At 44.6% G+C, this 19,556-nt stretch carries 20 protein-coding genes; 8 read left to right on the top strand and 12 right to left on the bottom strand.

All coding sequences use genetic code 11. The features are described from left to right. The 3 genes from ruvA to aspS form a co-directional block, all read right to left on the bottom strand. The gene (gene ruvA / locus L1271_RS08910) at positions 1-618 is read right to left on the bottom strand and encodes a Holliday junction branch migration protein RuvA (protein WP_010605127.1); all 618 of its coding nucleotides are present in this window, start codon (positions 616-618) and stop codon (positions 1-3) included. 2 nt (positions 619-620) lie between these two features. Then, positions 621-1,142: a crossover junction endodeoxyribonuclease RuvC gene (gene ruvC / locus L1271_RS08905; protein ID WP_010605128.1), complete on the bottom strand. Its 522-nt coding sequence runs from the start codon at positions 1,140-1,142 to the stop codon at positions 621-623. 123 nt (positions 1,143-1,265) lie between these two features. Further along, complete coding sequence (gene aspS, locus L1271_RS08900; RefSeq protein WP_174170097.1) at positions 1,266-3,050, bottom strand: aspartate--tRNA ligase; 1,785 nt, start codon at positions 3,048-3,050, stop codon at positions 1,266-1,268. Positions 3,051-3,325: 275 nt separating this feature from the next. On the opposite strand from aspS, the gene L1271_RS08895 reads away from it, so the two are divergent. Both L1271_RS08895 and L1271_RS08890 read left to right on the top strand, forming a co-directional pair. After that, positions 3,326-4,093 (top strand): DUF72 domain-containing protein, encoded by a 768-nt coding sequence (locus L1271_RS08895; RefSeq protein WP_010605131.1) that lies wholly within the window; start codon positions 3,326-3,328, stop codon positions 4,091-4,093. Then, on the top strand, positions 4,093-4,599 hold the full coding sequence (locus L1271_RS08890) for a M48 metallopeptidase family protein (RefSeq protein ID WP_010605132.1): 507 nt from the start codon (positions 4,093-4,095) through the stop codon (positions 4,597-4,599). The genes L1271_RS08895 and L1271_RS08890 overlap by 1 nt, the downstream gene beginning before the upstream one ends. Before the next feature lie 27 nt (positions 4,600-4,626). On the opposite strand, the gene L1271_RS08885 is transcribed toward L1271_RS08890, so the two are convergent. Further along, positions 4,627-5,424, bottom strand: coding sequence for a M48 family metallopeptidase (locus tag L1271_RS08885; protein WP_010377574.1), 798 nt, complete (start codon positions 5,422-5,424; stop codon positions 4,627-4,629). A 231-nt stretch (positions 5,425-5,655) separates the two neighbouring features. Between L1271_RS08885 and L1271_RS08880 the strand changes: the two genes are divergently transcribed. After that, entirely contained in the window at positions 5,656-6,861 is a 1,206-nt protein-coding gene (locus L1271_RS08880; RefSeq protein WP_235367615.1) for a Bcr/CflA family multidrug efflux MFS transporter, read from the top strand. Positions 6,862-6,916: 55 nt separating this feature from the next. On the opposite strand, the gene L1271_RS08875 is transcribed toward L1271_RS08880, so the two are convergent. The 5 genes from L1271_RS08875 to L1271_RS08855 form a co-directional block, all read right to left on the bottom strand. Next, positions 6,917-7,480 (bottom strand): YSC84-related protein, encoded by a 564-nt coding sequence (locus tag L1271_RS08875; protein ID WP_010605134.1) that lies wholly within the window; start codon positions 7,478-7,480, stop codon positions 6,917-6,919. A gap of 74 nt (positions 7,481-7,554) precedes the next feature. Continuing rightward, complete coding sequence (locus L1271_RS08870) at positions 7,555-8,661, bottom strand: aminotransferase class I/II-fold pyridoxal phosphate-dependent enzyme (protein ID WP_010605135.1); 1,107 nt, start codon at positions 8,659-8,661, stop codon at positions 7,555-7,557. A 52-nt stretch (positions 8,662-8,713) separates the two neighbouring features. Continuing rightward, positions 8,714-10,819: a 5-histidylcysteine sulfoxide synthase gene (gene ovoA / locus L1271_RS08865; protein WP_235367614.1), complete on the bottom strand. Its 2,106-nt coding sequence runs from the start codon at positions 10,817-10,819 to the stop codon at positions 8,714-8,716. Between the two features lie 302 nt (positions 10,820-11,121). Beyond that, positions 11,122-11,985: a DUF417 family protein gene (locus L1271_RS08860; protein ID WP_102057041.1), complete on the bottom strand. Its 864-nt coding sequence runs from the start codon at positions 11,983-11,985 to the stop codon at positions 11,122-11,124. A 118-nt stretch (positions 11,986-12,103) separates the two neighbouring features. Then, positions 12,104-12,973: a LysR family transcriptional regulator gene (locus tag L1271_RS08855; protein ID WP_010605138.1), complete on the bottom strand. Its 870-nt coding sequence runs from the start codon at positions 12,971-12,973 to the stop codon at positions 12,104-12,106. 103 nt (positions 12,974-13,076) lie between these two features. On the opposite strand from L1271_RS08855, the gene L1271_RS08850 reads away from it, so the two are divergent. The 5 genes from L1271_RS08850 (at position 13,077) to L1271_RS08830 (ending at position 17,386) form a co-directional block, all read left to right on the top strand. Then, positions 13,077-14,054 carry a TDT family transporter gene (locus tag L1271_RS08850; RefSeq protein WP_235367612.1) on the top strand — a complete coding sequence of 326 codons (978 nt, stop codon included), beginning with the start codon at positions 13,077-13,079 and terminating at the stop codon, positions 14,052-14,054. Positions 14,055-14,147: 93 nt separating this feature from the next. After that, positions 14,148-14,633: a MarR family transcriptional regulator gene (locus L1271_RS08845; RefSeq protein WP_010605140.1), complete on the top strand. Its 486-nt coding sequence runs from the start codon at positions 14,148-14,150 to the stop codon at positions 14,631-14,633. After that, on the top strand, positions 14,626-15,690 hold the full coding sequence (locus tag L1271_RS08840; protein ID WP_211866476.1) for an HlyD family secretion protein: 1,065 nt from the start codon (positions 14,626-14,628) through the stop codon (positions 15,688-15,690). Before L1271_RS08845 ends, L1271_RS08840 begins: the two co-directional genes overlap by 8 nt. A 1-nt stretch (position 15,691) precedes the next feature. Further along, positions 15,692-16,723, top strand: a complete 1,032-nt coding sequence (locus L1271_RS08835; RefSeq protein WP_235367610.1) for a DUF2955 domain-containing protein — start codon at positions 15,692-15,694, stop codon at positions 16,721-16,723. A gap of 15 nt (positions 16,724-16,738) precedes the next feature. Beyond that, complete coding sequence (locus L1271_RS08830; protein ID WP_174170086.1) at positions 16,739-17,386, top strand: tRNA (adenine(22)-N(1))-methyltransferase TrmK; 648 nt, start codon at positions 16,739-16,741, stop codon at positions 17,384-17,386. Here L1271_RS08830 and L1271_RS08825 read toward each other — a convergent pair. The 3 genes from L1271_RS08825 to L1271_RS08815 all read right to left on the bottom strand — a co-directional run bounded on the left by L1271_RS08825 (position 17,376) and on the right by L1271_RS08815 (position 19,542). Then, entirely contained in the window at positions 17,376-17,969 is a 594-nt protein-coding gene (locus tag L1271_RS08825) for a DUF998 domain-containing protein (RefSeq protein WP_235367609.1), read from the bottom strand. The two genes, L1271_RS08830 and L1271_RS08825, sit on opposite strands and share 11 nt — an antisense overlap. A gap of 85 nt (positions 17,970-18,054) precedes the next feature. Further along, positions 18,055-18,804 (bottom strand): substrate-binding periplasmic protein, encoded by a 750-nt coding sequence (locus L1271_RS08820; RefSeq protein ID WP_235367608.1) that lies wholly within the window; start codon positions 18,802-18,804, stop codon positions 18,055-18,057. Between the two features lie 156 nt (positions 18,805-18,960). Next, complete coding sequence (locus tag L1271_RS08815) at positions 18,961-19,542, bottom strand: nucleoside deaminase (RefSeq protein WP_235367607.1); 582 nt, start codon at positions 19,540-19,542, stop codon at positions 18,961-18,963. Positions 19,543-19,556: the final 14 nt, after the last annotated feature.

Genomic DNA, 19,556 nt, shown 5'->3' with positions numbered 1-19,556 from the left:
TTACATCATCGATTTAAGAGCGTCTTTAATGATACTCTCGGTCGTCATGCCTTCTCTGTTTACGGCTTTTACCGCTTTTTGTGCTTGAACTTGTTTATACCCTAATGCCATTAAGGCTGCAATCGCTTCATCTGCTGGGGTATCACTTACCGTCGGATGCTCTTGCGGCGCAAGTACAGCGGCATCGCTAAACGGTGTGAGTAAGTCATTGCCAAAGTCTTTTAGCTTATCTTTCATTTCAAGCACTAGGCGCTCAGCGGTCTTTTTACCAACTCCTGGGATCTTAACCAAAGTCGTTGCATCGCCATGATTCACGCAACTAACAAATTGCTCTGCCGACATGCCCGACAAAATTGCAAGTCCGAGCTTTGGACCGACTCCGTTTGCTTTAATTAACGTGCGAAACAATGCACGTGCTATCTTGGTATTAAAACCAAACAGTAACTGCGCATCTTCACGCACCACAAAGTGAGTAAATACGGAAACCGGCTCGCCCACGCTCGGTAATTCATAAAAACAGGTCATTGGCATTTGTACCTCATAACCTATACCTGCAACATCAATTAATATCTCTGGTGGCTGCTTTTCTAACAGTGTTCCGCTTAATTTTCCTATCATCGTTATCTCAACCTTCCTCTTACGGTTTTACGCGCTGCGCCTGCCATTTTTATTAAGTTTTGCCTTGAGTGCGCGTGACAAATCGCCACCGCCAACGCATCTGCTGCATCAGCTTGGGGTGTGCCTGGCAATTTTAATATGCGCTTTACCATTTCCTGTACTTGGGCTTTGTCTGCACCACCGGTACCCGCAACGGCTTGTTTAACTTGCCTTGCCGAATATTCACTCACAACCACTGACTGCATGGTCGCTGCAACAATGGCCGCACCTCGCGCTTGACCAAGTTTTAAGGCTGAGCTTGGATTATGCGCAACGAACACTTGCTCAATCGCAAAGTCGCTCGGCGAAAACTGCTCTATGAGCTGTGTGATCCCTTGATAGATCATTTTTAATCGAGTGGGAAAGTCATGTTCACCAACTTTAATGCAACCGCTCCCCAAATATTGGAACTTTGCACCTTGGTGAGCAATCACACCATAGCCTGTAAATCTTGACCCCGGATCAATTCCTAAAATGACAGCCAAACGCATCGTCTCTTGGTTTTTTGGTTATAATGCCAAAATACTGTATAGATTACCAGTTATAAGCTAGTTCATCTGATCAAAAAAGGCGACCTAAGTCGCCTCTTTTACATCAGGTTGACGAACTTACTCGCCTTCACCTTGCTCTGTTAACTGCTTTTCTATTGAGATAGCAAGCTCTTTTAGCGCATCTGGGTTTGCAGGGCTTGGCGCATCAGTCATCAAGCACGACGCTTGCGTCGTTTTCGGGAACGCAATAACGTCACGGATGTTGTCAGTGCCACACAGTAGCATCACCAAACGGTCAAGACCGAATGCCAAACCTGCGTGCGGAGGCGTGCCATACTTCAGAGCATCAAGTAAGAAACCAAACTTCTCTTGCTGCTCAGACTCTTCAATGCCTAGGATCCTGAACGCAGCCTGTTGCATTTCGTTGTTGTGAATACGAACCGAACCGCCACCGACTTCGTAGCCGTTAAGTACCATATCGTATGCATCAGAAAGTGTACCTGCTGGATTTGCTTCAAGGTCCGCAGCACTTACGCCTTTAGGCGCGGTAAACGGATGGTGTACCGCGTGTAGGTTACCTTCGTCGTCTTCTTCGAACATCGGGAAGTCAACAACCCAAAGTGGTGCCCACTTAGTTAGATCAGTGATTTCTAAATCAAGACCAATCTTCAGACGTAGCGCGCCCATCGCTTCGTTTACAGTATTACGCTTGTCTGCGCCGAATAGAATAATGTCACCTGTGTTTGCGCCTGTGCGCTCAAGCAGTGCATTGATCACTTCTTCATTCAAGAACTTAGCGATTGGTGACTGTACGCCCTCGCTACCCGCATCACGGTCGTTCACTTTCATCCAGGCAAGGCCTTTCGCACCGTAAATACCTACAAACTTAGTGTATTCATCGATTTGCTTACGTGAAAGTTGTGCGCCACCAGGTACTGATAGTACTGCAACACGACCTTTTTCGTCATTCGCAGGGCCACTTAGTACTTTAAATTCAACGTCTTTTACGATGTCTGCAACGTCGATAAGCTCAAGCGGGTTACGTAGGTCTGGTTTATCCGAACCATATTTGCTCATCGCTTCGCTGTATGGCATCACAGGGAACTCACCCAAATCCACATCTAGGAAAGACTGCCACATTTCACGGATCATTTTTTCTGTCACGCCACGAACTTGGTCTGAGCTCATAAATGACGTTTCGATATCTATCTGAGTGAACTCTGGCTGGCGATCGGCACGTAAGTCTTCATCACGGAAACACTTTACGATTTGATAGTAGCGGTCAAAACCAGACATCATTAGTAGCTGCTTAAATAGCTGTGGCGACTGCGGTAGCGCATAGAAACTGCCTTTGTGGACACGACTTGGTACTAGATAGTCGCGTGCACCTTCAGGTGTCGCTTTCGTTAGTACTGGCGTTTCAATGTCTAAGAATGCATTTTCATCCAAGAAACGACGCACAAAGCTACTCGCTTTAGCACGCATTTTAATGCGATCGCTCATTTCTAGACGACGTAGGTCTAAATAACGGTACTTAAGACGACGCTCTTCAGAGTTTTGCTGATTGAAGTCAAGCGGTAATGGTTCTGAACGGTTGATAATGGTTAAGCCAGTGCCTAAGATCTCAACTTCACCGGTTGCCATGTCTTTGTTTACTTGGCTTTCAGGACGCGCACGGACAACACCTTTGATCTGAACACAGAACTCTTGGCGCAACGTATTCGCTTTATCCATTAAGCCTTCCACTTCAGGATCGAATACCACTTGCACAAGCCCTTCTCTATCTCTTAAATCGACAAAGATTAGGCCGCCAAGGTCACGACGTTTATTGATCCAACCACATAGTTCAACTTCCTGATCTACATGGCTCTTATTTAGTTTTCCGCAGTATATAGAGCGCATAAAATTCCTGTCAGTCCAGTTTGCTCTTACGACTAATCACTTCTCACCACACAATATGAATTCACAGTATTGGTAAGCCAGTCGCTAAGACTCATTTTCAATAACCGCCAATTATATAAAAATACGCTGCATTGTCATCCTCAATCTAAGGATCTGATACACTATTCACACATTTAATCGTTGTTTTGATCACTATGTTGTATCTGGGTTGCCCACAATGGAGTAGCACACACTGGAAAGGTCGAGTATTTTCCAGCCATTGTAGTGCCACAAATATGCTCAAAGAGTATGGCCAAATTTTTAATAGCGTTGAAGGCAATACGACTTTTTATGCCGATCCAAATCCGCAGACCGTATTAAAATGGCTGGAACAAGTGCCCGATGACTTTCGCTTTACGTTTAAAATTCCTAAGCGCTTTAGTCATGAAATGGCACTTAGCCACTGCCAAGATGAATTATTGGCTTGGTGTAAAAACATGGCGCCGCTGTTTCCTAAATTAGGCGTGTTAATGCTGCAATTACCTGCGCAGTTTGCGCCTGAACATATAAATAAAATGCGACAATTTTTATCTTGGTTGCCCAAAGCGCTAACTGTTGGTGTTGAAGTACGGCATTGGGACTTTTATCGCAAAGGCGATGCTGAGCGCAGATACAACCAATATTTAATCGAAAATAACTACAACCGCATCGTGATGGATACTCGCCCACTCTTTAGCGAGCCTGCCAGTACTCCTGCGATAGTAGATGCACAGCAAAAGAAGCCGCGATTACCTGTGCATGCAATTGCCACTGGAGACAGCCCTATTCTGCGATTTGTTGGTTGCTCTCAGCTTGAGTCTAATAGAGACTTTTATCAGCCTTGGTTAACTAAACTCAATCAATGGCTCAGCGAAGGTAAATCACCTTATGTGTTTTTCCATACCGCAGACAATTTTGATGCGCCATTTTTAGCAAGACAATTTATCGCTGATTTAGAGATACATCATCAAGTAAGCAATCCATTCCCCGCTGAAAAAGAAGCAAAGCAAGAGGCGCTGTTTTAATGTCCCATCCCTATTTTTTAAACTACTCAGAGCAAGTCCAGACTCAAGTCACTCAATTAATAGAGAGCAAGCGACTCAGTGCTTTTTTCAAAAGCCGCTATCCTGAAGCGCATCAAATCAAAAGCGATAAGCTACTTTACGAATATGTGGAAGGATTAAGACAGCAGTACTTAAAAAATACCCCACGGGTATCGCAGGCCAAGTTTGAGAAGCGCAACAATATGGTATTGAATGCGTTAGGAACCCATACGTTCAAAACCACACGACACGGGCAAAAACAAAAAACGTCGCACCAAATACACATCGCAGCACAGTTAAAACACGCACCCGAGGCAGTGCTACGAGCATTGGTTGTACACGAGCTAGCGCACTTTAAAGAGAAAGACCATAACAAGGCGTTTTACAAGCTTTGTCAGCATATGGAACCCCACTATCATCAACTTGAGCTAGAGTTACGGCTATTTATGCTGATGTGTGAAACAGAAGGCAACACCAATTACACTTAACTTAAGGGTAATTGGTGTTTTGAGAAATTAGCGTTTACAGCTTGGTGCAAAACCACCCGTACGCGCTTTGTTAGCGGTTGCTTGGGCAGTTGTCATGTTTGCTTGTAATTGCTTAATTCGATTTTCAGGCGCAGGGTGCGTCGACATAAATTCTGGTGGACGCTGTTCGCTCATTTTCGCCATATTTTGCCAAAGCGCAACCGAGCCTTCAGGGTTAAAGCCAGCCTTGGCCATTAGATCCAAGCCGATAACGTCCGCTTCGCTTTCATGAGAGCGGCTAAATGGCAGCGCGACACCATACTGTGCGCCAAGACCTAATCCCTGCATAATGGCATTGCGATATTCGATATTATTCATTTCAAGCACCGCCGCCCCTGCTTGCAGGCCAAACTGCAACACACTGTTTTGCGATACGCGCTCATTAGCGTGTTCAGCAATAACATGTCCTACTTCATGGCCCATCACCGCAGCAAGTTGATCTTGGTTTTCTGCAACTTTGAGAATCCCCGTATGAACCCCGATTTTGCCGCCGGGTAGTGCAAATGCATTAGCAGAGTCATCTTCAAATACCACAACTTCCCATTGCTGGTTTGCGTAGTTTGCTGGGAGTTGTGCTATTAAGGCATTTGCAATACACTTAACGTAGCGATTGGTTTTAGCATCAGTATCAACTTTTTGCTCTTGCTTCATTTGTTCAAAGCTTGCAACACCCATTTGGTCCATTTGCTGCTCGGAATAGAGTGCTAACTGAGTGCGTCCGGTAGGCGATGTTTTGCAGCCAGCAAGCGTTGCTGCCACAGCTATCGCGAGAACCAGTTTTTTCATAACTTGTTCCTTTTCTTATTTTATAACTTAAGTTTCTCTAAGTTTACCGCAATTTCGTCACTTAACGAGACTAACTTAGTACAATATAAAAAATTTTTCATGAACTTCTGCTGATCAGAACGCCGCCTTTTCGTTGCTCCACTCTAGTGCACCGAGTTCCATTTCCATATAAAGCGTCTCTGATTGGTGTATTTATTCTGCTTAACATTAACAAGGTAACAATACCAACATATGAAGTCATCAACACTCCCAGCAATACTCTTGCCATTACTGGCTAGTATTGTCGCGATAACGCCTTTGGCTATCGACTTGTATCTCCCCGCGATGCTTGCGATTGCAGACAGCTTGAATAGCCCGCTTGAGCAAGTACAGGTTTCTCTTAGTAGCTATTTAGCAGGTTATGCTGTCGGTATGATGGTGTTTGGCCCCCTTGCTGATAGATTCTCAAGACAGACGTTAGCTATTTGGGGCTTGGTCGGCTTTACCGCATCGTCAATTGGGCTTGCGCTAACGAATGACATCGATATGTTTTGCTTCTTACGTGTTATTCAAGCATTTTGTGGTGCCGCAGCGACTGTCGTTGTACCAGGTGTAATCCGCTATTATTACAAAGAACACACAGCCAAAGGGATGTCTTATGTTTCGATGATCATGATGATCGCGCCACTTATTGCTCCCTCTCTTGGTGCGTTGATCTTGTTGTACTTTGATTGGCACGCCATTTTTTGGTTTTTAGCGGTTTATGCAATACTCGTTATCATCGCATTACAGTTTTTCTGTATTGCAATCCCGACCAAAGCTGATGTACCGCTTAGCTTATCGTTTTTCTTAAAAAACTACCGCATTGTATTAACACAAAAGAAGGCCCGCTACGATATTCTTTCGTCGATGCTGGCATCATTTGCATTCTTTTGCTTTTTAACTTCAGTTTCATTTATTTATCTTGAGTATTATGGCGTGTCGGAGCAGCTGTTTGGAGTGTTATTCGCCATGAATGTGATTGCATTGATGCTCGGTAACTTTGCCAACACGCGTTTAGTGCCAAGGCTTGGTTCTAGGAAAATGCTCAATATCGGTCTTACTATTGGTATCGTCTTCGCGACACTACTGGTCATACTCAGCAGCCAATCAGTCTCGGTTTGGGTGCTAGCTTCTGCCATTGCACCTTTGATGATGAGTTTGGGGATCATTGCCAGCAACGCTGATGCGCTGATATTACTGGGCTTTGAGCATCAAACCGGTACCGCTACCGCGGTGATAGGCACGCTACGATTTGGTAGCGGCGCTTTGGTCGGCCCCTTACTTGCACTCGCGGTTCCTGAGTCACCTTTGCCGTTCTCAAGCTTTATGTTCGCTGCCATTGTGCTGACTATCGTCTGCCAATTGTTAAATAGGCGTTTTGAGAAAAGTCTCAACGCCACAGAAATCAAAGAGTAAATCACAAAAAGCCCCGACTTGCGGGGCTTTTCTCTAAAATCGTTATTATATCAGGTTAATTTAGTTCTTTATCTTTCCAGAACTTAGTGCCTTTTACTGTTGCTTGCAGTGCCAAGCCACTTTCAGTAAAGGTGTACACAGTAACATCACCATAATAAGCCTCGCCTTCTACCGACGCACCTTTTTTAGCCGCTTTCGCTGCTGCATCTGCATTTCCGCCAAACGTCCAGCCTGAGGTCACAAACTTATTCATTGCTTCAGGAGTATGGAATACCATCACAATACGATAATCTTTTACACCTAGACCAAGGCCTACACCACCTTCAGCCATATTCATATAAGTGTTACTTCCTACCGTATTATCGTGTACGACACCGTAACCTGTTCCAGCTGCAACAAATAGCAGATTAATATTGGCATTAGAAAAAACAGCATAGCCCGGCGCTGCCGCAATTTGCGAACGCGTATCTGGCTTTTTGCTGTAGAGCTGAGTAAGTACATCGTTTTTCATATCTAGGATGGCACGTTGCTTTTCAACCTTGTCACCATCGCCCATTGAAGCACATGCACTAAGCATGACGGCCAAAAAGCCAGCCATTAAATGTTTAACGTTTACCATAGGTTTTTCCTTTCCTGCATTAATTGAAAATAACACTGCCTATCATAGACGCTTAGTTTGAATGCTGGATTAATTTAGAGGTATGTTTCGAGCCTTGCCAAACCAGCGGCAAAGTTACGCTTACCCGTTCCTAAACGAAAGTGGCACTCGCTCTCCAATAGAAATAACTTTGCGGGTAACAATAGCGTGTTCGAGGTCTCTGCAAATTGACGTGACCACTTTTCAGAGTCCCTTACTGAATTAATCTTCAGCAATGACAACACACCTCCACGAGGCTCAACCCAAGTCACTTTTTGCGAGTATAAACTGACAAATTCACGCATCAATTGGACGTTATTTGCGATGATTTTCGCATTATGCGCTAAGATAGTTTCACTATGCAGTAATGCAGTCGTCGCCAATAAATCATCCACTTTACTGCCACAAATGCTTAAGTAGCTTTTACCGGCCAACAGCGCATCTGCTAGTGCTTTCGAACCGCAAATTGCCCACCCTACTCGGATGCCAGGCAAGCCCATACTTTTAGATAATACGCCTAACGTAATCGACCGCGGATAAGCCGAAAAACGCCCACCTGCGGCGCGGTCATCGCCATGGCTCTGTGCTGATACTTCATCACTTAATATGTAAGCACCACACTGCTCTGCCAGTTGTTGTATTTGTCCAACTTCATTGTCAGTCAAGCCTGCGCCCGTTGGATTATGAGGAGCATTGACGATAATGAGTTTGGTTTTTGTCGTCACTGCGTTTTTGAGTCTTTCTATATCAACCTGCCAGTTGTCCTCTTCTCGCAATGCCACCGTGTTGACGATAGCGCCAAACTGTTTGGGAAGTGTTGCAAGCGATGGGTAACTTGGCGTACAGACCACCACCTCATCTTGTGGGTCTAGTAATTGCGCCATCGTAGTGAAAATAGCTTCTTGAGCACCGCTAAATGACACGATTTGATTAAGATCCACACATGCCGTCGTCGGCAGATGATAAGCTTTAATCGCCGCTTTTAGCCCTTCACTGCCCGCAATTGGATTGTAACCCAGTTCAATGTCTGGCATTTTACCGCCACCAAGCTCAATAAGTTCACCAAGCGTGACACCTTGAGCGCAGGAATCACTCAAGTTGATGTCGATGGGAGTAGCCAAGCTTTGACTAAACTTAATGTGATCGGGTAATACTAATTCCATTCTCTAACCTAAAAAGTCATGCCAGCACTTTGGCTGGCATGTGTATCAACGACTATTTAAGACGCCATAGCGTAAGTTGGCATCGCTCTAGTTCAACTTTACGTGCGTTTTTGCTTATGGCGGACATTACTTCATCTTCAGCCAACAGTTCAAAATCTCGTCCCAGTAAAATTTCTAAACCATCACGGCCCGTGACGTTCTCACCACTGACCTTATAACCGCCCAACCAGTTTTGTGCTTGGGTTAGCGCTTTGTCCCACTGATAGGCTGAGCTTATCGCAAGGATCCCGCCTGCATTCAAGCGCGATTTAATTTGGTTTAAAAAGGTTTTTGGTGAATATAAGTATTCCACAACACGATGACACAAGATTAAGTCATACTCGGCGAATTGTGGTTTAAGGTTATGCCCATCCCCTTGGCAGAAATGGATACGCTCACTGAGTTCATTAAAACCTAATTGCGAAGTAGACACTTCGTGGAAGTCCACAATTTCACCTTCAATCTCGGTAGCAAAGCGTACCGGCGTGCCTTCTTTTAAGGCCAACGCGTGTTGAATATTGCGCGCAGTAAAATCAATGCCATCTACTTGAGTAAAGTGTTTCGCTAATTCAAAACTTGCACGACCGACCGAGCAACCCAAATCCAGCGCTTTATCTGTATTACCTTGATAATGCACCATTAGCTGTGAAACAACACTTTGCAATGGATTGCCAAAATGCATAACAGGCTTGCCGTAGTGGCTATGTAGCGCATTGGCAACGTCCGCATCCATTTCGCACAAGTTGACCTTTTGCACTGGCACTTGTGGGCTCTCACTTTCGATGTATCTAAATCCGGCATGTTGGAAGAAGTGGCGTCTAAAGGCATAACGAGAGTCTCGCACGGCTTCGTTACCTGTAGAAATCCAAGAACCACCTTTTATCAGATTATGTTTACCGTCAAAAGTGGGAGTCGAGAAATCATCGTATAAAGGGTGCACTTTAAAGCCGCTGTATGCGTCGATCGGACTTTCCGTCCATTGCCAAACATTGCCGATGATGTCGAATAAACCTTCAGTTTCAAAACGGTTAACCGGACAGCTTGAAGCACATACCTCAAGGTTGATGTTTCCCGGCGCTTCGCTCCATGTCGGCAGATCAACATCAAGCTTATCGCGTAGTACTTGCCACTCTGCTTCTGTTGGTAAGCGTACAAAGTGCTCACTTTGCTCAGACTTCCAGTTACAAAAAGCCTTCGCTTCAAGGTAATTAACCTCAACTGGCCAATTGAGTGGTAATGGAATTTCCTCGGCTAAATTTCGTTGCCAAAAGCCTGTGTCTTTCTTTATCCAAAAGCGCGGCATGGTTGATTTAGTTGAAGCCAACCAAGCTTGACCTTCAGCCGTCCAAAACTCAGGCTGATTGTAGCCACCAGCTTCGACAAAGGTTAAAAACTCTTGGTTTGAAACCACATATTTACTGGCCTTGAATGGTGCCACTTTGACGTCTTGTACACCATATTCGTTATCCCAACCGTAGGTTTGATTTGATTCAGGTTTACCGAGGCGAACATCACAACCGCTTACTGAGATTAGGTTGTTGTCAGGTGCATCACCGTACTCATCACACGCTTCCCAACCGGGTTGTAAAGTCAAGTCAGCCAGCGGCAGCATCCGCATTATTACAGAAGAGGTTTCTAGGTGGATACGTTCGTGTTCAATCCCCATTAGGACAACCCACGCAAGGCTATCTTGAGTGATTGGTAGGGTAATATCCATCTCATCGATTAACCCGTTAATAAGTGCATTCACTTGTTGGCGATAAGCACGCACTTCTGGCACTGTTGGCCAATCGTAATTATTGCTATCAAGGTCATCCCAAGACATTTCGTCTACGCCAACTGCACAGGTAGATTCAATGTGTGGATTAACGCGTTGAGTGATATATTTCCCTAACATCAACTTATTAACGTAAAAACAAGCGGTATGACCGAAATAGAAAATGAGCGGATGCCGTAACCGCTCTGCCTTCACAAAATAGGCGTCGTCATTGTTGATATTGCTAAATAATGATTCGTACTGCTGCCAGCTATTGTTGAAGTATGCTTTGATCTCAGCGCGCTTTTTCTCCACGTCGCCACCTGAAAGCCAGATTGGCTTTAATGTATTTGGTCTTTCCATACAATTATCTTCTTTAAACTTGCTACTTCGATACATACACCATTTCAATGCATGCAGCTTTTAAACTTTGCTCACTTTGCCACTTAATGCCAATGGCATCTTGCTGTATACGTTTGATAATCTAGCTTAGACCACTGATATCAACTTTTTATGACCTTAACTTATTCACATTTAATTTTCACTGCCGACAAGACTATTTTCGGAAAAAACTTCACTTGGTACATCTAGCATATGTGATAAAAATAAAAAGAGCGCAACTTAGGTCACGCTCTTTTGGCAGCCGGGCTGCATCACAATGAAATTTACGCGACCACGGGCTCTAAAGACTCAGCTGAGCTGGACTCCAATGTCAAAAATACCATCACCATGATATTGGCGATGAACCACAAGTCTTTAATCACAAATTGTCCCAAGCCACCCAGCAAGCTCATGTCGCTAAACGCACCGGCTGCGGTAAACAGAAAGCTTTGCGTCATAACAAATACCGCTAGACACCCAAGGCTTGCAACACTAATCAAGACTCGCTGTTTGAACCAAATGCCAATGCCAAGCAAGCCTGCCATCAAAATGTCATAGGCGCCTATCACGTTTGAGGCTTCTTGCACGGAAAACAAGTCATACATCCAAGACATAAACGGTGAAGTTTCTACTAGCGGCACGATTGCCTTTGCCTCAAGTTCGAGAAATTTCATTCCACCGATCCAGACTAAAACCAATGCCACCGGGAAATAGTTCGCCCACACTAGCGTTCGCGTGTTGGTATGATGACGACAGTATAGAAATAGTGCGATGGGTACTAACGCAAAATACTTGATGATCCCTTGCCCAGAACCAATAACGGGAAAGCCGCCATGAGCTGCTATCCAGCGGTTTTCGGCAAACAACGTCAACAAAGTAAATAAACTAATGATGGCGATTAAGGCAAGCGGCCACGCCGCAGGAATAATCTTACATTGCTGTAAAATGACTAGACCCGCGGCAACCATTAACGCAAAGCCAAATACAATGCCAAGTGTGGCAACAGGCACCCACTCTGTTAACCCGTAAAAGCTAAAGGTACCGGAAATGGTACTTGGCCCAGCGCCAAACAAAAATGAAATGCCAAGCAGTAATAAGCTCACTGCTAACACGCCTGAAATAGAATAATCGATAGTTCTAAACGACATATCTAACCTCTTAATATGCTATTGTCTATAAGACCCGAGGTTTTAGAAAGTTCATTCAGCGTTTGTGAAGTTTATACCCATTGCAAGGTATACTAAGTAGTTAGGTCCACAACCCAGTTCAATGCCAGTGCGTCGCAAAGTCAATGAGTCGCGTTAATATTGGGCTTTGAAATTTATCTTTACGCGTCACCAACCAAAACTGCCTCGGTGCGGCTTTTAAACCTGAAAGCGCCTTAATTCGTTGCTGTGCTATGGCATGTTCAGCGGAGTATTTTGAGATACACGCTAAACCGAGCCCTGCCGCCACACCATTTATAATCGCCTCGGTGGAATTTAACTCAAACGCGGTTCGCCACGACGTAAGCTGCGCTGCAATATTCGCTAAGAAAAATTCTCGACTGCCGGAGCCTTGTTCCCGCAACAACCAACGAGATTGACTTTGTATCAGCGTTTGAAAGTCAGTTACCGCAAAGTCCATTGCACTCACGATACACATTTCATCTTCAAACCAAGGCATGATGTCTAAACCTTCGCCTATCACTCGGCCTTCAACAAAACCAATGTCTAATTCGTAGTCACGAAGCATAGCGCACACTTTCGCCGTATTGGTGATAAACAACTGCTGCTGCGTATGCCCTGTTTGCTGCTGAAAAGCCGCTAACATGGGAGGCAGCAAATGATTGCCTAAGGTATCGCTGGCACCAATTTTAATTTCGCCATATAGCCTCTCGCTTTCTTTAAATAGGGACTCTAAGAAGCGACATCTATCTAGCACTTGATGCGCATGCGGTAGTAATAACTCTCCGGCTGGATTTATCATTAATCGATTATTTACACGATCGAATAATGGTTGTTCGAGGTGACGCTCTAACTCCGCCAGAGCCATGCTAACAGCAGCCTTAGTTAAACATAGCTTATCCGCTGCAGCCGTGATCGAACGCTCTTGCACGATTACCGTAAATACATTGAGTTGCTTAAGGGTTACCATTGACGTTAAGAATTACTGAACACTAATTTAAATATATTCAGATATTCTTAATTAAAGCGCAAGCGTATTATTCCCTCATCGAACAATTATTGTGAAATTACGCATGGCTACTCTTCATTCTTACAGTAAAAAACTCACCGCCAATATCCCCACCCCGATGTCTGGTCTTGCTCTTGGGCTGGCTAGTTTAGGCTGGTGTATCAGTAACCTCTTTCCCGCATTTTTTGTGTTAAAACCTTTAAGTGCACTGCTGGCTGGCTTTATTTTATTGCTGTTAGTGCTTAAGTTTATTCATCAACCTGCTCAATTAAGAGCAGATCTCGCGCATCCAGTGGTTGGGAGTGTATTACCAACCAGCGCCATGACAATCATGGTAATTTCTCATAGCATCGCGGCCTATTCTCACCTTATTGCAACTGTGGTTTGGCTACTCGCCATTGCAGTTCATCTGGGTTTGCTAGCCAGCTTTGTGTATTTTCGCAGCCGCAGTTTTGAGCTTAACCAGCTTGTGCCAAGTTGGTTTATTCCCCCAGTGGGGTTTGTCGTTGCCGATGTCACCTTTAACGGCATGTCAGCGTTGCAACCATTGGCGATGGGGCTTTGGTACTTGGGAGTGATATTTTACTTACTGCTGCTACCGTTCATGATTTACCGTTTATGTAGAGGCAGTGCCATACCACAGCAAACCCAGCCCACAATTGCAGTCATGGCAGCGCCTGCGAGTCTATGTTTAGCAGGATATTTAAGTGTCCATCCAATGCCAGCGGCTGGCGTGGTGTTTGCCCTACTGAGCGTCGCTATTATTATGACCCTAGCGATATACCTTGCTTTTATTCAGCTGCTGCGGCTGCCATTTAGTCCTGCCTTTGCGGCATATACCTTTCCATTAGTCATCGGCGTCACCGCCATTAGTAAAGTCGTCACTTGGCTAAGCAGCGAACACTTAAGCCCAGGCTGGTTAAGTGTGTTGCAATACCTAGTTTGGCTTGAACTTGTCGTTGCGATCGCAGTAATTAGCCTCGTTTGTATTCACTATGCGCGATTCTTACTAAAAATAAGCACTGCCAATTCAGAGAGTTAAAGCTAATATTGCAATAACCTAAACACACACCATTTACTTAGCATGCTAACTAATCTAGAATACTTAGCATGCTAAGTAAATATATCTTAAGTTATGTCGTCACTTCCATTTCATGAAACGCTCGATCTCAGCCTCTGTGGCAAGTTAGGCCGAGTCCATAGAATTTGCCGTCAAGCCGTAACCCAAGCTGTGGAGCCACTCGGTTTTACCCAGCCACGCTGGACCGCCATGATGCATATTCATCATTTGGGTGAAGGTTGCACACAACACCAATTGGCGTGCAGTTTAGATATCGAAATGCCGAGCCTGACTCGCACGATGAAACAGTTAGAAGAAAATAACGTGATAGAGCGCCGCATTGATAAGCAAGACAAACGCTGTCGTAAAATCTACTTTACCGAACACGGGCAAGCCCAGTTAGCGCAGCTAAAGATGCGGATCAGTGAAGTGAAGGCACTTTTATATCATGGGCTTAGCGATGACGAGCTCAATGCTATTGCACGTGCTTTGGTCAAACTTGAGAACAATGCTCAGCAATGTTGTGACAATATTTCTGAAAATGGGAGTACCAGTGAGTAAACTTAGTCCAGATCAGCAATTTTCCCGCTACGTAAAGGTTTCAATCGCCCTTTTTGCACTCTGCTTTAGCTATTTTATCTTTGCTGATCTCTATATACCAATGACGCCTCAGGCACGTGTGTATCATCAAGTAACCAAAGTGACGCCTAAAGTCAGTGGTGAAGTGCTTGCAGTAAATGTCAGCAATAATCAAAGAGTTCAGCAAGGGCAACTACTACTTACTATCGATGAAGCGCCGTATCGTTTAGCATTAGCTAAGGCTGAGCTCGCTTTGGCAGAAGTTAATCAACAGAACAAACAATTAGACGCCCAGATAGTTGCCCAACAAGCACAAATAGAGGCTGCTGTAGCCAAGTATGATGAGCAACAGCGACTTTATAAACGCAGCCAATCTTTGCTGTCACAACACGCAATTTCAACGCAGGAATCAGATCAAATTCAAGCAAATTTTGCGACGGCTAAGTCACAGCTCAGTGCACTCAAAGCTAATCTACATGCGCTTGAAGTAAAGCGTGGTGCAACCGACGAACAGAATATTGCACTAATGCAAGCACGAAATGCCGTAGAGCAGGCTAAATTGCAACTCAGCTACACCGAAGTCCGCGCGCCCCATGATGGCATCATTAGTAACTTACAGATCACCACGGGGACCTATGCTCGCACGGGTGTGAGCCTAACCAGTTTGGTTTCGGACAATGTTGACTTAGCTGCGGATTTCAGAGAAAAATCGCTTTACCACGTCAAACTTGGTGAACAAGCGTTAGTGAGTTTTGATGCGTTACCGGGCAAAGTCTACCCCGCCGTGATCCATGAATTTTCTGCTGGCGTCAGTGATGGACAACTCAATGCCGACGGCCAATTAGCTGCCGTTGAGACCTCCAATCGCTGGGTGCGAGATGCGCAGCGTCAACGCGTTCATTTAGCATTTGATGAGCCATTACCTATACTAGCAAGTGGTGCCAGAGCGACAGTTCAAGTCCTGCCAGAAAGCACTTTGCTTGCAACCCTTGCACAAGCGCAAATCAAATTCGTCAGTCTACTTCACTACGTTTATTGATATGAAAGTTGCACTGAACGCCAATGACCTAAGACAGATGCTGCGTATTGCAACTGGGAGTACGCTAGGCTTTGCACTAAGCAAACTGCTCAACTGGCCGTACGGTATCTTTTTTACCGTATATCCCATGCTGCTACTTGGGTTAGTACCAATGTTAAACGCACACATAGTGCGCCAGTTTATCTTAAGTGGGTTGGTCTGTGCCTTTTCGGTATTGGTGCTACAAGGGCTATTTGGCTTCCACCCTGCGTTAATGTCCTTACTCACCTTTGCCTTATTTGCCTTTTTGTTTTTGCAAATGAGCAAAGGCGTTAATTTCTTATTTGGTGCAATGAGTGTGGTGGGACTATCAATCCAACTTCATTTTGCCAGTTATGCTTCAACCAGTGGTGGCTTATATTCACTCATAGCCAGTAACTCTCTGGCTATTATCATTAGTATCGCAACCGCATATGTAATGCATTGGTTATTTCCGGACGTTACTGTGCGTCAATTACCGCCACGGCCAGCAAAAGATGCTGCAAGTATTCGCCATGAAGTCTTACTGTGCGCCACCGTAGCCACACTCTCATTTATGGTATTCCAAACCCTAGATTTACAAGATTCTGTTTCCGCCCAAGCGGCATCAATATTAATCCTCTTTCCACTGAGCTGGAAAGCGGCGGGCACAGCGGGCTGGCAACGTGCAGTTGGCACGCTGATAGGTTGTAACTTGGCATTAGCAGCGCAAATTCTACTGCAAACCTATAGCCAAATTTTACTTTTTCCAATTTTGATTTTATGGATCTTAGTCTTCATTTTTAGTCGCTACCACTTGTTAAGTGGTGGTGCTCCTAGGATTGGCTTTGGTATTATTACCACTTTTGGGATCTTGTTTGGTCAGTCTCTCGCGCCAAATCAAGATTTAATCTACAGCGCACTGTATCGCTTCAGTTCGGTGAGCGTTGCAATTACGGTAAGTCTCTGTGCAATCTACCTTATTCATCGCCTACTTAACCACTTTAGTGCAACGCGCCACCATACCTACGCCTGAATAAAAGGAATCCACTTGAAGCTTGGAAAACGCTTACAGACTTTGCATGATGTTGTTACTGAAGACTATCAACATATTTGGGACTGCTGCTGCGATCATGGCCAGCTTGGCGCACAGTTTTTAGATTCGAGCCAAGCGCACATACACTTTGTTGATGTAGTCCCAGCGCTTATCGCGAAAGTGAAACTGGATCTCACACGCTTCTTTCCAGAAGCCGAAACGCGCTATAGCCTTTACACCCAAGACGTTGCGAAGCTCCCTCTTGCACAATACTCAGGCAGGCAATTAGTGATCATCGCAGGTGTTGGCGGCGACTTAACCGCAGAGCTGATGACAAGTCTTTGCTGCAATTTGCGTGACGAGGTCGATTTCTTGCTTTGCCCAGTTCATCATCATTATACCCTGAGGCAAACCTTGCAATCTTTGCCACTTAAGCTGACCCATGAATCACTGGTTGAAGAAAATCGACGTATTTACGAAGTGCTCTATCTTACTTCAGGTAAGACTGGCGCTGCCATAACCCCGTTGGGCGAAGCGATTTGGCAACAAGGAACGCTGTCCAAACGCTATTTAGAGAAAACGTTGGATCATTATGCACGAGTTGCCAAAGGCAAACCCGAAGCGCAAGCCATTTTATCGGCTTATCAACACCTTACACTATAAAACACAGCGCACTCAGCCAAACTAACTGAGTGCCATAACTTAATCGCTGATAGAGCCCACTATTACGTTTTTGTTTGTAAGCGTTGGCAAGCTGATAGCTAAAACCGACACAAACAAGTACACAAGCAGTAGAAAACCAAGCAAATAGCGAGCTTAAAGGGCTTACAAACCAAACCAATAAAGGAGCGATAAGTAAACTTAATAGCATTACCATGCCCGCGAAAGAATGAATATTACACGCTCGACTTGGCGAGGTTGTGTATGGATCGGGATCCATAGGAAAGAAACCTGCAACAGCGGTTGCTAGACCATGACAAACAATCAAACCGCCAATAACACCTAACGCCCAGTTCCCTTCGGGTACCAAGATGATATAAAAACCAAAACAACAAAATAGCAAGGCTAAGGGGTAATTATTAACTGCGGGAGACAATCGTTCTGTTGGACTACCACTGGCACCTAACTCACTACAAAATTGATTTTTGTGACTATAGTTTGGATAACGCTTGGCAACGCCATACACCCCTACCAGCATCCATATACTTGCTAGTATGCCAAAATAACTCACCAACTCTTGCAACATCACGCCTATCCTTAATGCGCTAAATTTATGTCTACACACTTTATACTAATTTAGGAACATACGAAACCAAGCAGCTGCATTCAATTTAGTGTATTTTCCAGCGCTCCAAAATAGCTTGTTGTTGACCTCTTTGACTTAATTCCGCTAGTGCGTGCTGCAAGCGGTTCGCAAGTTCATTGGGAAACTCTGCATTCACCGCCAGAGCCAACTCACTTGGGAAATGCTCAAGAAGTAACTTATGCTCAATTGCTTTTGGGTCCAGTTTTAGGGCATTTAGTTCTTTCTCGAGTGTTAGTGTGTTGGTTAGTACAAAATCAATCCGGCCCTTAAACAATAAATTCCAAAGACTTTGGTAGTTTGACACTAATACCAACTCATAGCCTTCAGAAAAGCCAGCTTGTTTGAGAAAGGTTTCACTATAGTAACCGCGTATGGTTCCAGTACGATAGCGCTTTGCAGCGTCAAGATCGTTTATTGGCGTTTGAGATTGTTTCAGGCCAATAAGTGATGCGGACGTATGGCACATAGTCCCCAAAAAGCGGAAATAGACTTCCCGAGTTGGTGTTTTTAGCCAAGATAACAGCACCACATTAGGTTTAGTTTCTAATTCGTGTAACACACGTGCCATCGGCATTATTTCAATTTTAGCAGCAACATTTGCTTTATCTGCTACCGCTTGAGCAAGCTCAACCAAGCCACCATCCACTTCGCCTTGGCCATTAATAAAATGATAGGGAGGCAAATCTTCCGCAACAAAATGCACAGTATCTTGCAGCGAAGCAATTATTTTGGTTGATGCAAGTAGCGCTACAAGGAATAAAATTTTCCTAATCATTTTATCTCAATAAATTAAATAATCATTCGGTCAGTGTGCCCGTATTTGCATTGCAATTCAATCAGCAGCAATGGCTAGATTGCTTCAGAAAGTATTTCATTTGATAATCCAGTACATCATGTAGTAATGGTTTTACCTCGCCATGGGTACAGTTAGCTACTTTTGACCCGCGTTTACCGCTGCCAGACCTTGCCAATCTTCTAAATCTTGTTCTGGCTTTTCAGCACGAAATTGTTGATACAAGGCAATACCTTGCTCATCTTCTAAAATATCGACTTGTACGCCCTTACTTTCAAGTAACGGCTCATTGCCTGAAGCATTAGTGATATCCCCTACCACGACTCGCTGAAAACCACGCATGTAGAGTAATGTTGCGCATACATCACAAGGACTTAGGCTGGTATACAAAGTGGTTTTACTAAAATCAATCCGTCCCGCATCTCGAATTGCCGAGGTTTCACCATGGTTATATGGGTGGCTCTCTTGTACTAACGTATTATGTCCTTTACCTACAATTTGATTGGTCTCGTTATCAACAATAACCGCACCAATTGGGCAACCGCCCTCTTCATAACCCTTTTTTGCCAGCAAAACAGCAATGCGCATAAAGTCTTGATCGCAAAGCTTACGCGTAAAGTCGCTATCGAGTAATACGCCAAGACTCTTGGTTGGCATATGTGCAATGGCATTGAGCGCTTCGCTATTTACTTGGGTTTCTGCGTTGAGTAATACAGTCATTTTTTTATTCCTTG

Source organism: Pseudoalteromonas sp. OF5H-5, from assembly GCF_021530695.1.
In the GTDB taxonomy this organism is placed as follows: Bacteria; Pseudomonadota; Gammaproteobacteria; order Enterobacterales; family Alteromonadaceae; genus Pseudoalteromonas.
The sequence above is the reverse complement of the archived record's forward strand: the minus strand, read 5'-3'. Positions and strand labels throughout refer to the sequence as shown.

Bases quoted from the DNA above. Each gene is read 5' to 3' on its own strand.
- ruvA (WP_010605127.1), bottom strand. From the start codon at position 618: ATGATAGGAAAATTAAGCGGAACACTGTTAGAAAAGCAGCCACCAGAG.
- aspS (WP_174170097.1), bottom strand. From the start codon at position 3,050: ATGCGCTCTATATACTGCGGAAAACTAAATAAGAGCCATGTAGATCAG.
- L1271_RS08895 (WP_010605131.1), top strand. From the start codon at position 3,326: ATGCTCAAAGAGTATGGCCAAATTTTTAATAGCGTTGAAGGCAATACG.
- L1271_RS08890 (WP_010605132.1), top strand. From the start codon at position 4,093: ATGTCCCATCCCTATTTTTTAAACTACTCAGAGCAAGTCCAGACTCAA.
- L1271_RS08885 (WP_010377574.1), bottom strand. From the start codon at position 5,424: ATGAAAAAACTGGTTCTCGCGATAGCTGTGGCAGCAACGCTTGCTGGC.
- L1271_RS08880 (WP_235367615.1), top strand. From the start codon at position 5,656: ATGAAGTCATCAACACTCCCAGCAATACTCTTGCCATTACTGGCTAGT.
- L1271_RS08875 (WP_010605134.1), bottom strand. From the start codon at position 7,480: ATGGTAAACGTTAAACATTTAATGGCTGGCTTTTTGGCCGTCATGCTT.
- L1271_RS08870 (WP_010605135.1), bottom strand. From the start codon at position 8,661: ATGGAATTAGTATTACCCGATCACATTAAGTTTAGTCAAAGCTTGGCT.
- ovoA (WP_235367614.1), bottom strand. From the start codon at position 10,819: ATGGAAAGACCAAATACATTAAAGCCAATCTGGCTTTCAGGTGGCGAC.
- L1271_RS08860 (WP_102057041.1), bottom strand. From the start codon at position 11,985: ATGTCGTTTAGAACTATCGATTATTCTATTTCAGGCGTGTTAGCAGTG.
- L1271_RS08855 (WP_010605138.1), bottom strand. From the start codon at position 12,973: ATGGTAACCCTTAAGCAACTCAATGTATTTACGGTAATCGTGCAAGAG.
- L1271_RS08850 (WP_235367612.1), top strand. From the start codon at position 13,077: ATGGCTACTCTTCATTCTTACAGTAAAAAACTCACCGCCAATATCCCC.
- L1271_RS08845 (WP_010605140.1), top strand. From the start codon at position 14,148: ATGTCGTCACTTCCATTTCATGAAACGCTCGATCTCAGCCTCTGTGGC.
- L1271_RS08835 (WP_235367610.1), top strand. From the start codon at position 15,692: ATGAAAGTTGCACTGAACGCCAATGACCTAAGACAGATGCTGCGTATT.
- L1271_RS08825 (WP_235367609.1), bottom strand. From the start codon at position 17,969: ATGTTGCAAGAGTTGGTGAGTTATTTTGGCATACTAGCAAGTATATGG.
- L1271_RS08820 (WP_235367608.1), bottom strand. From the start codon at position 18,804: ATGATTAGGAAAATTTTATTCCTTGTAGCGCTACTTGCATCAACCAAA.
- L1271_RS08815 (WP_235367607.1), bottom strand. From the start codon at position 19,542: ATGACTGTATTACTCAACGCAGAAACCCAAGTAAATAGCGAAGCGCTC.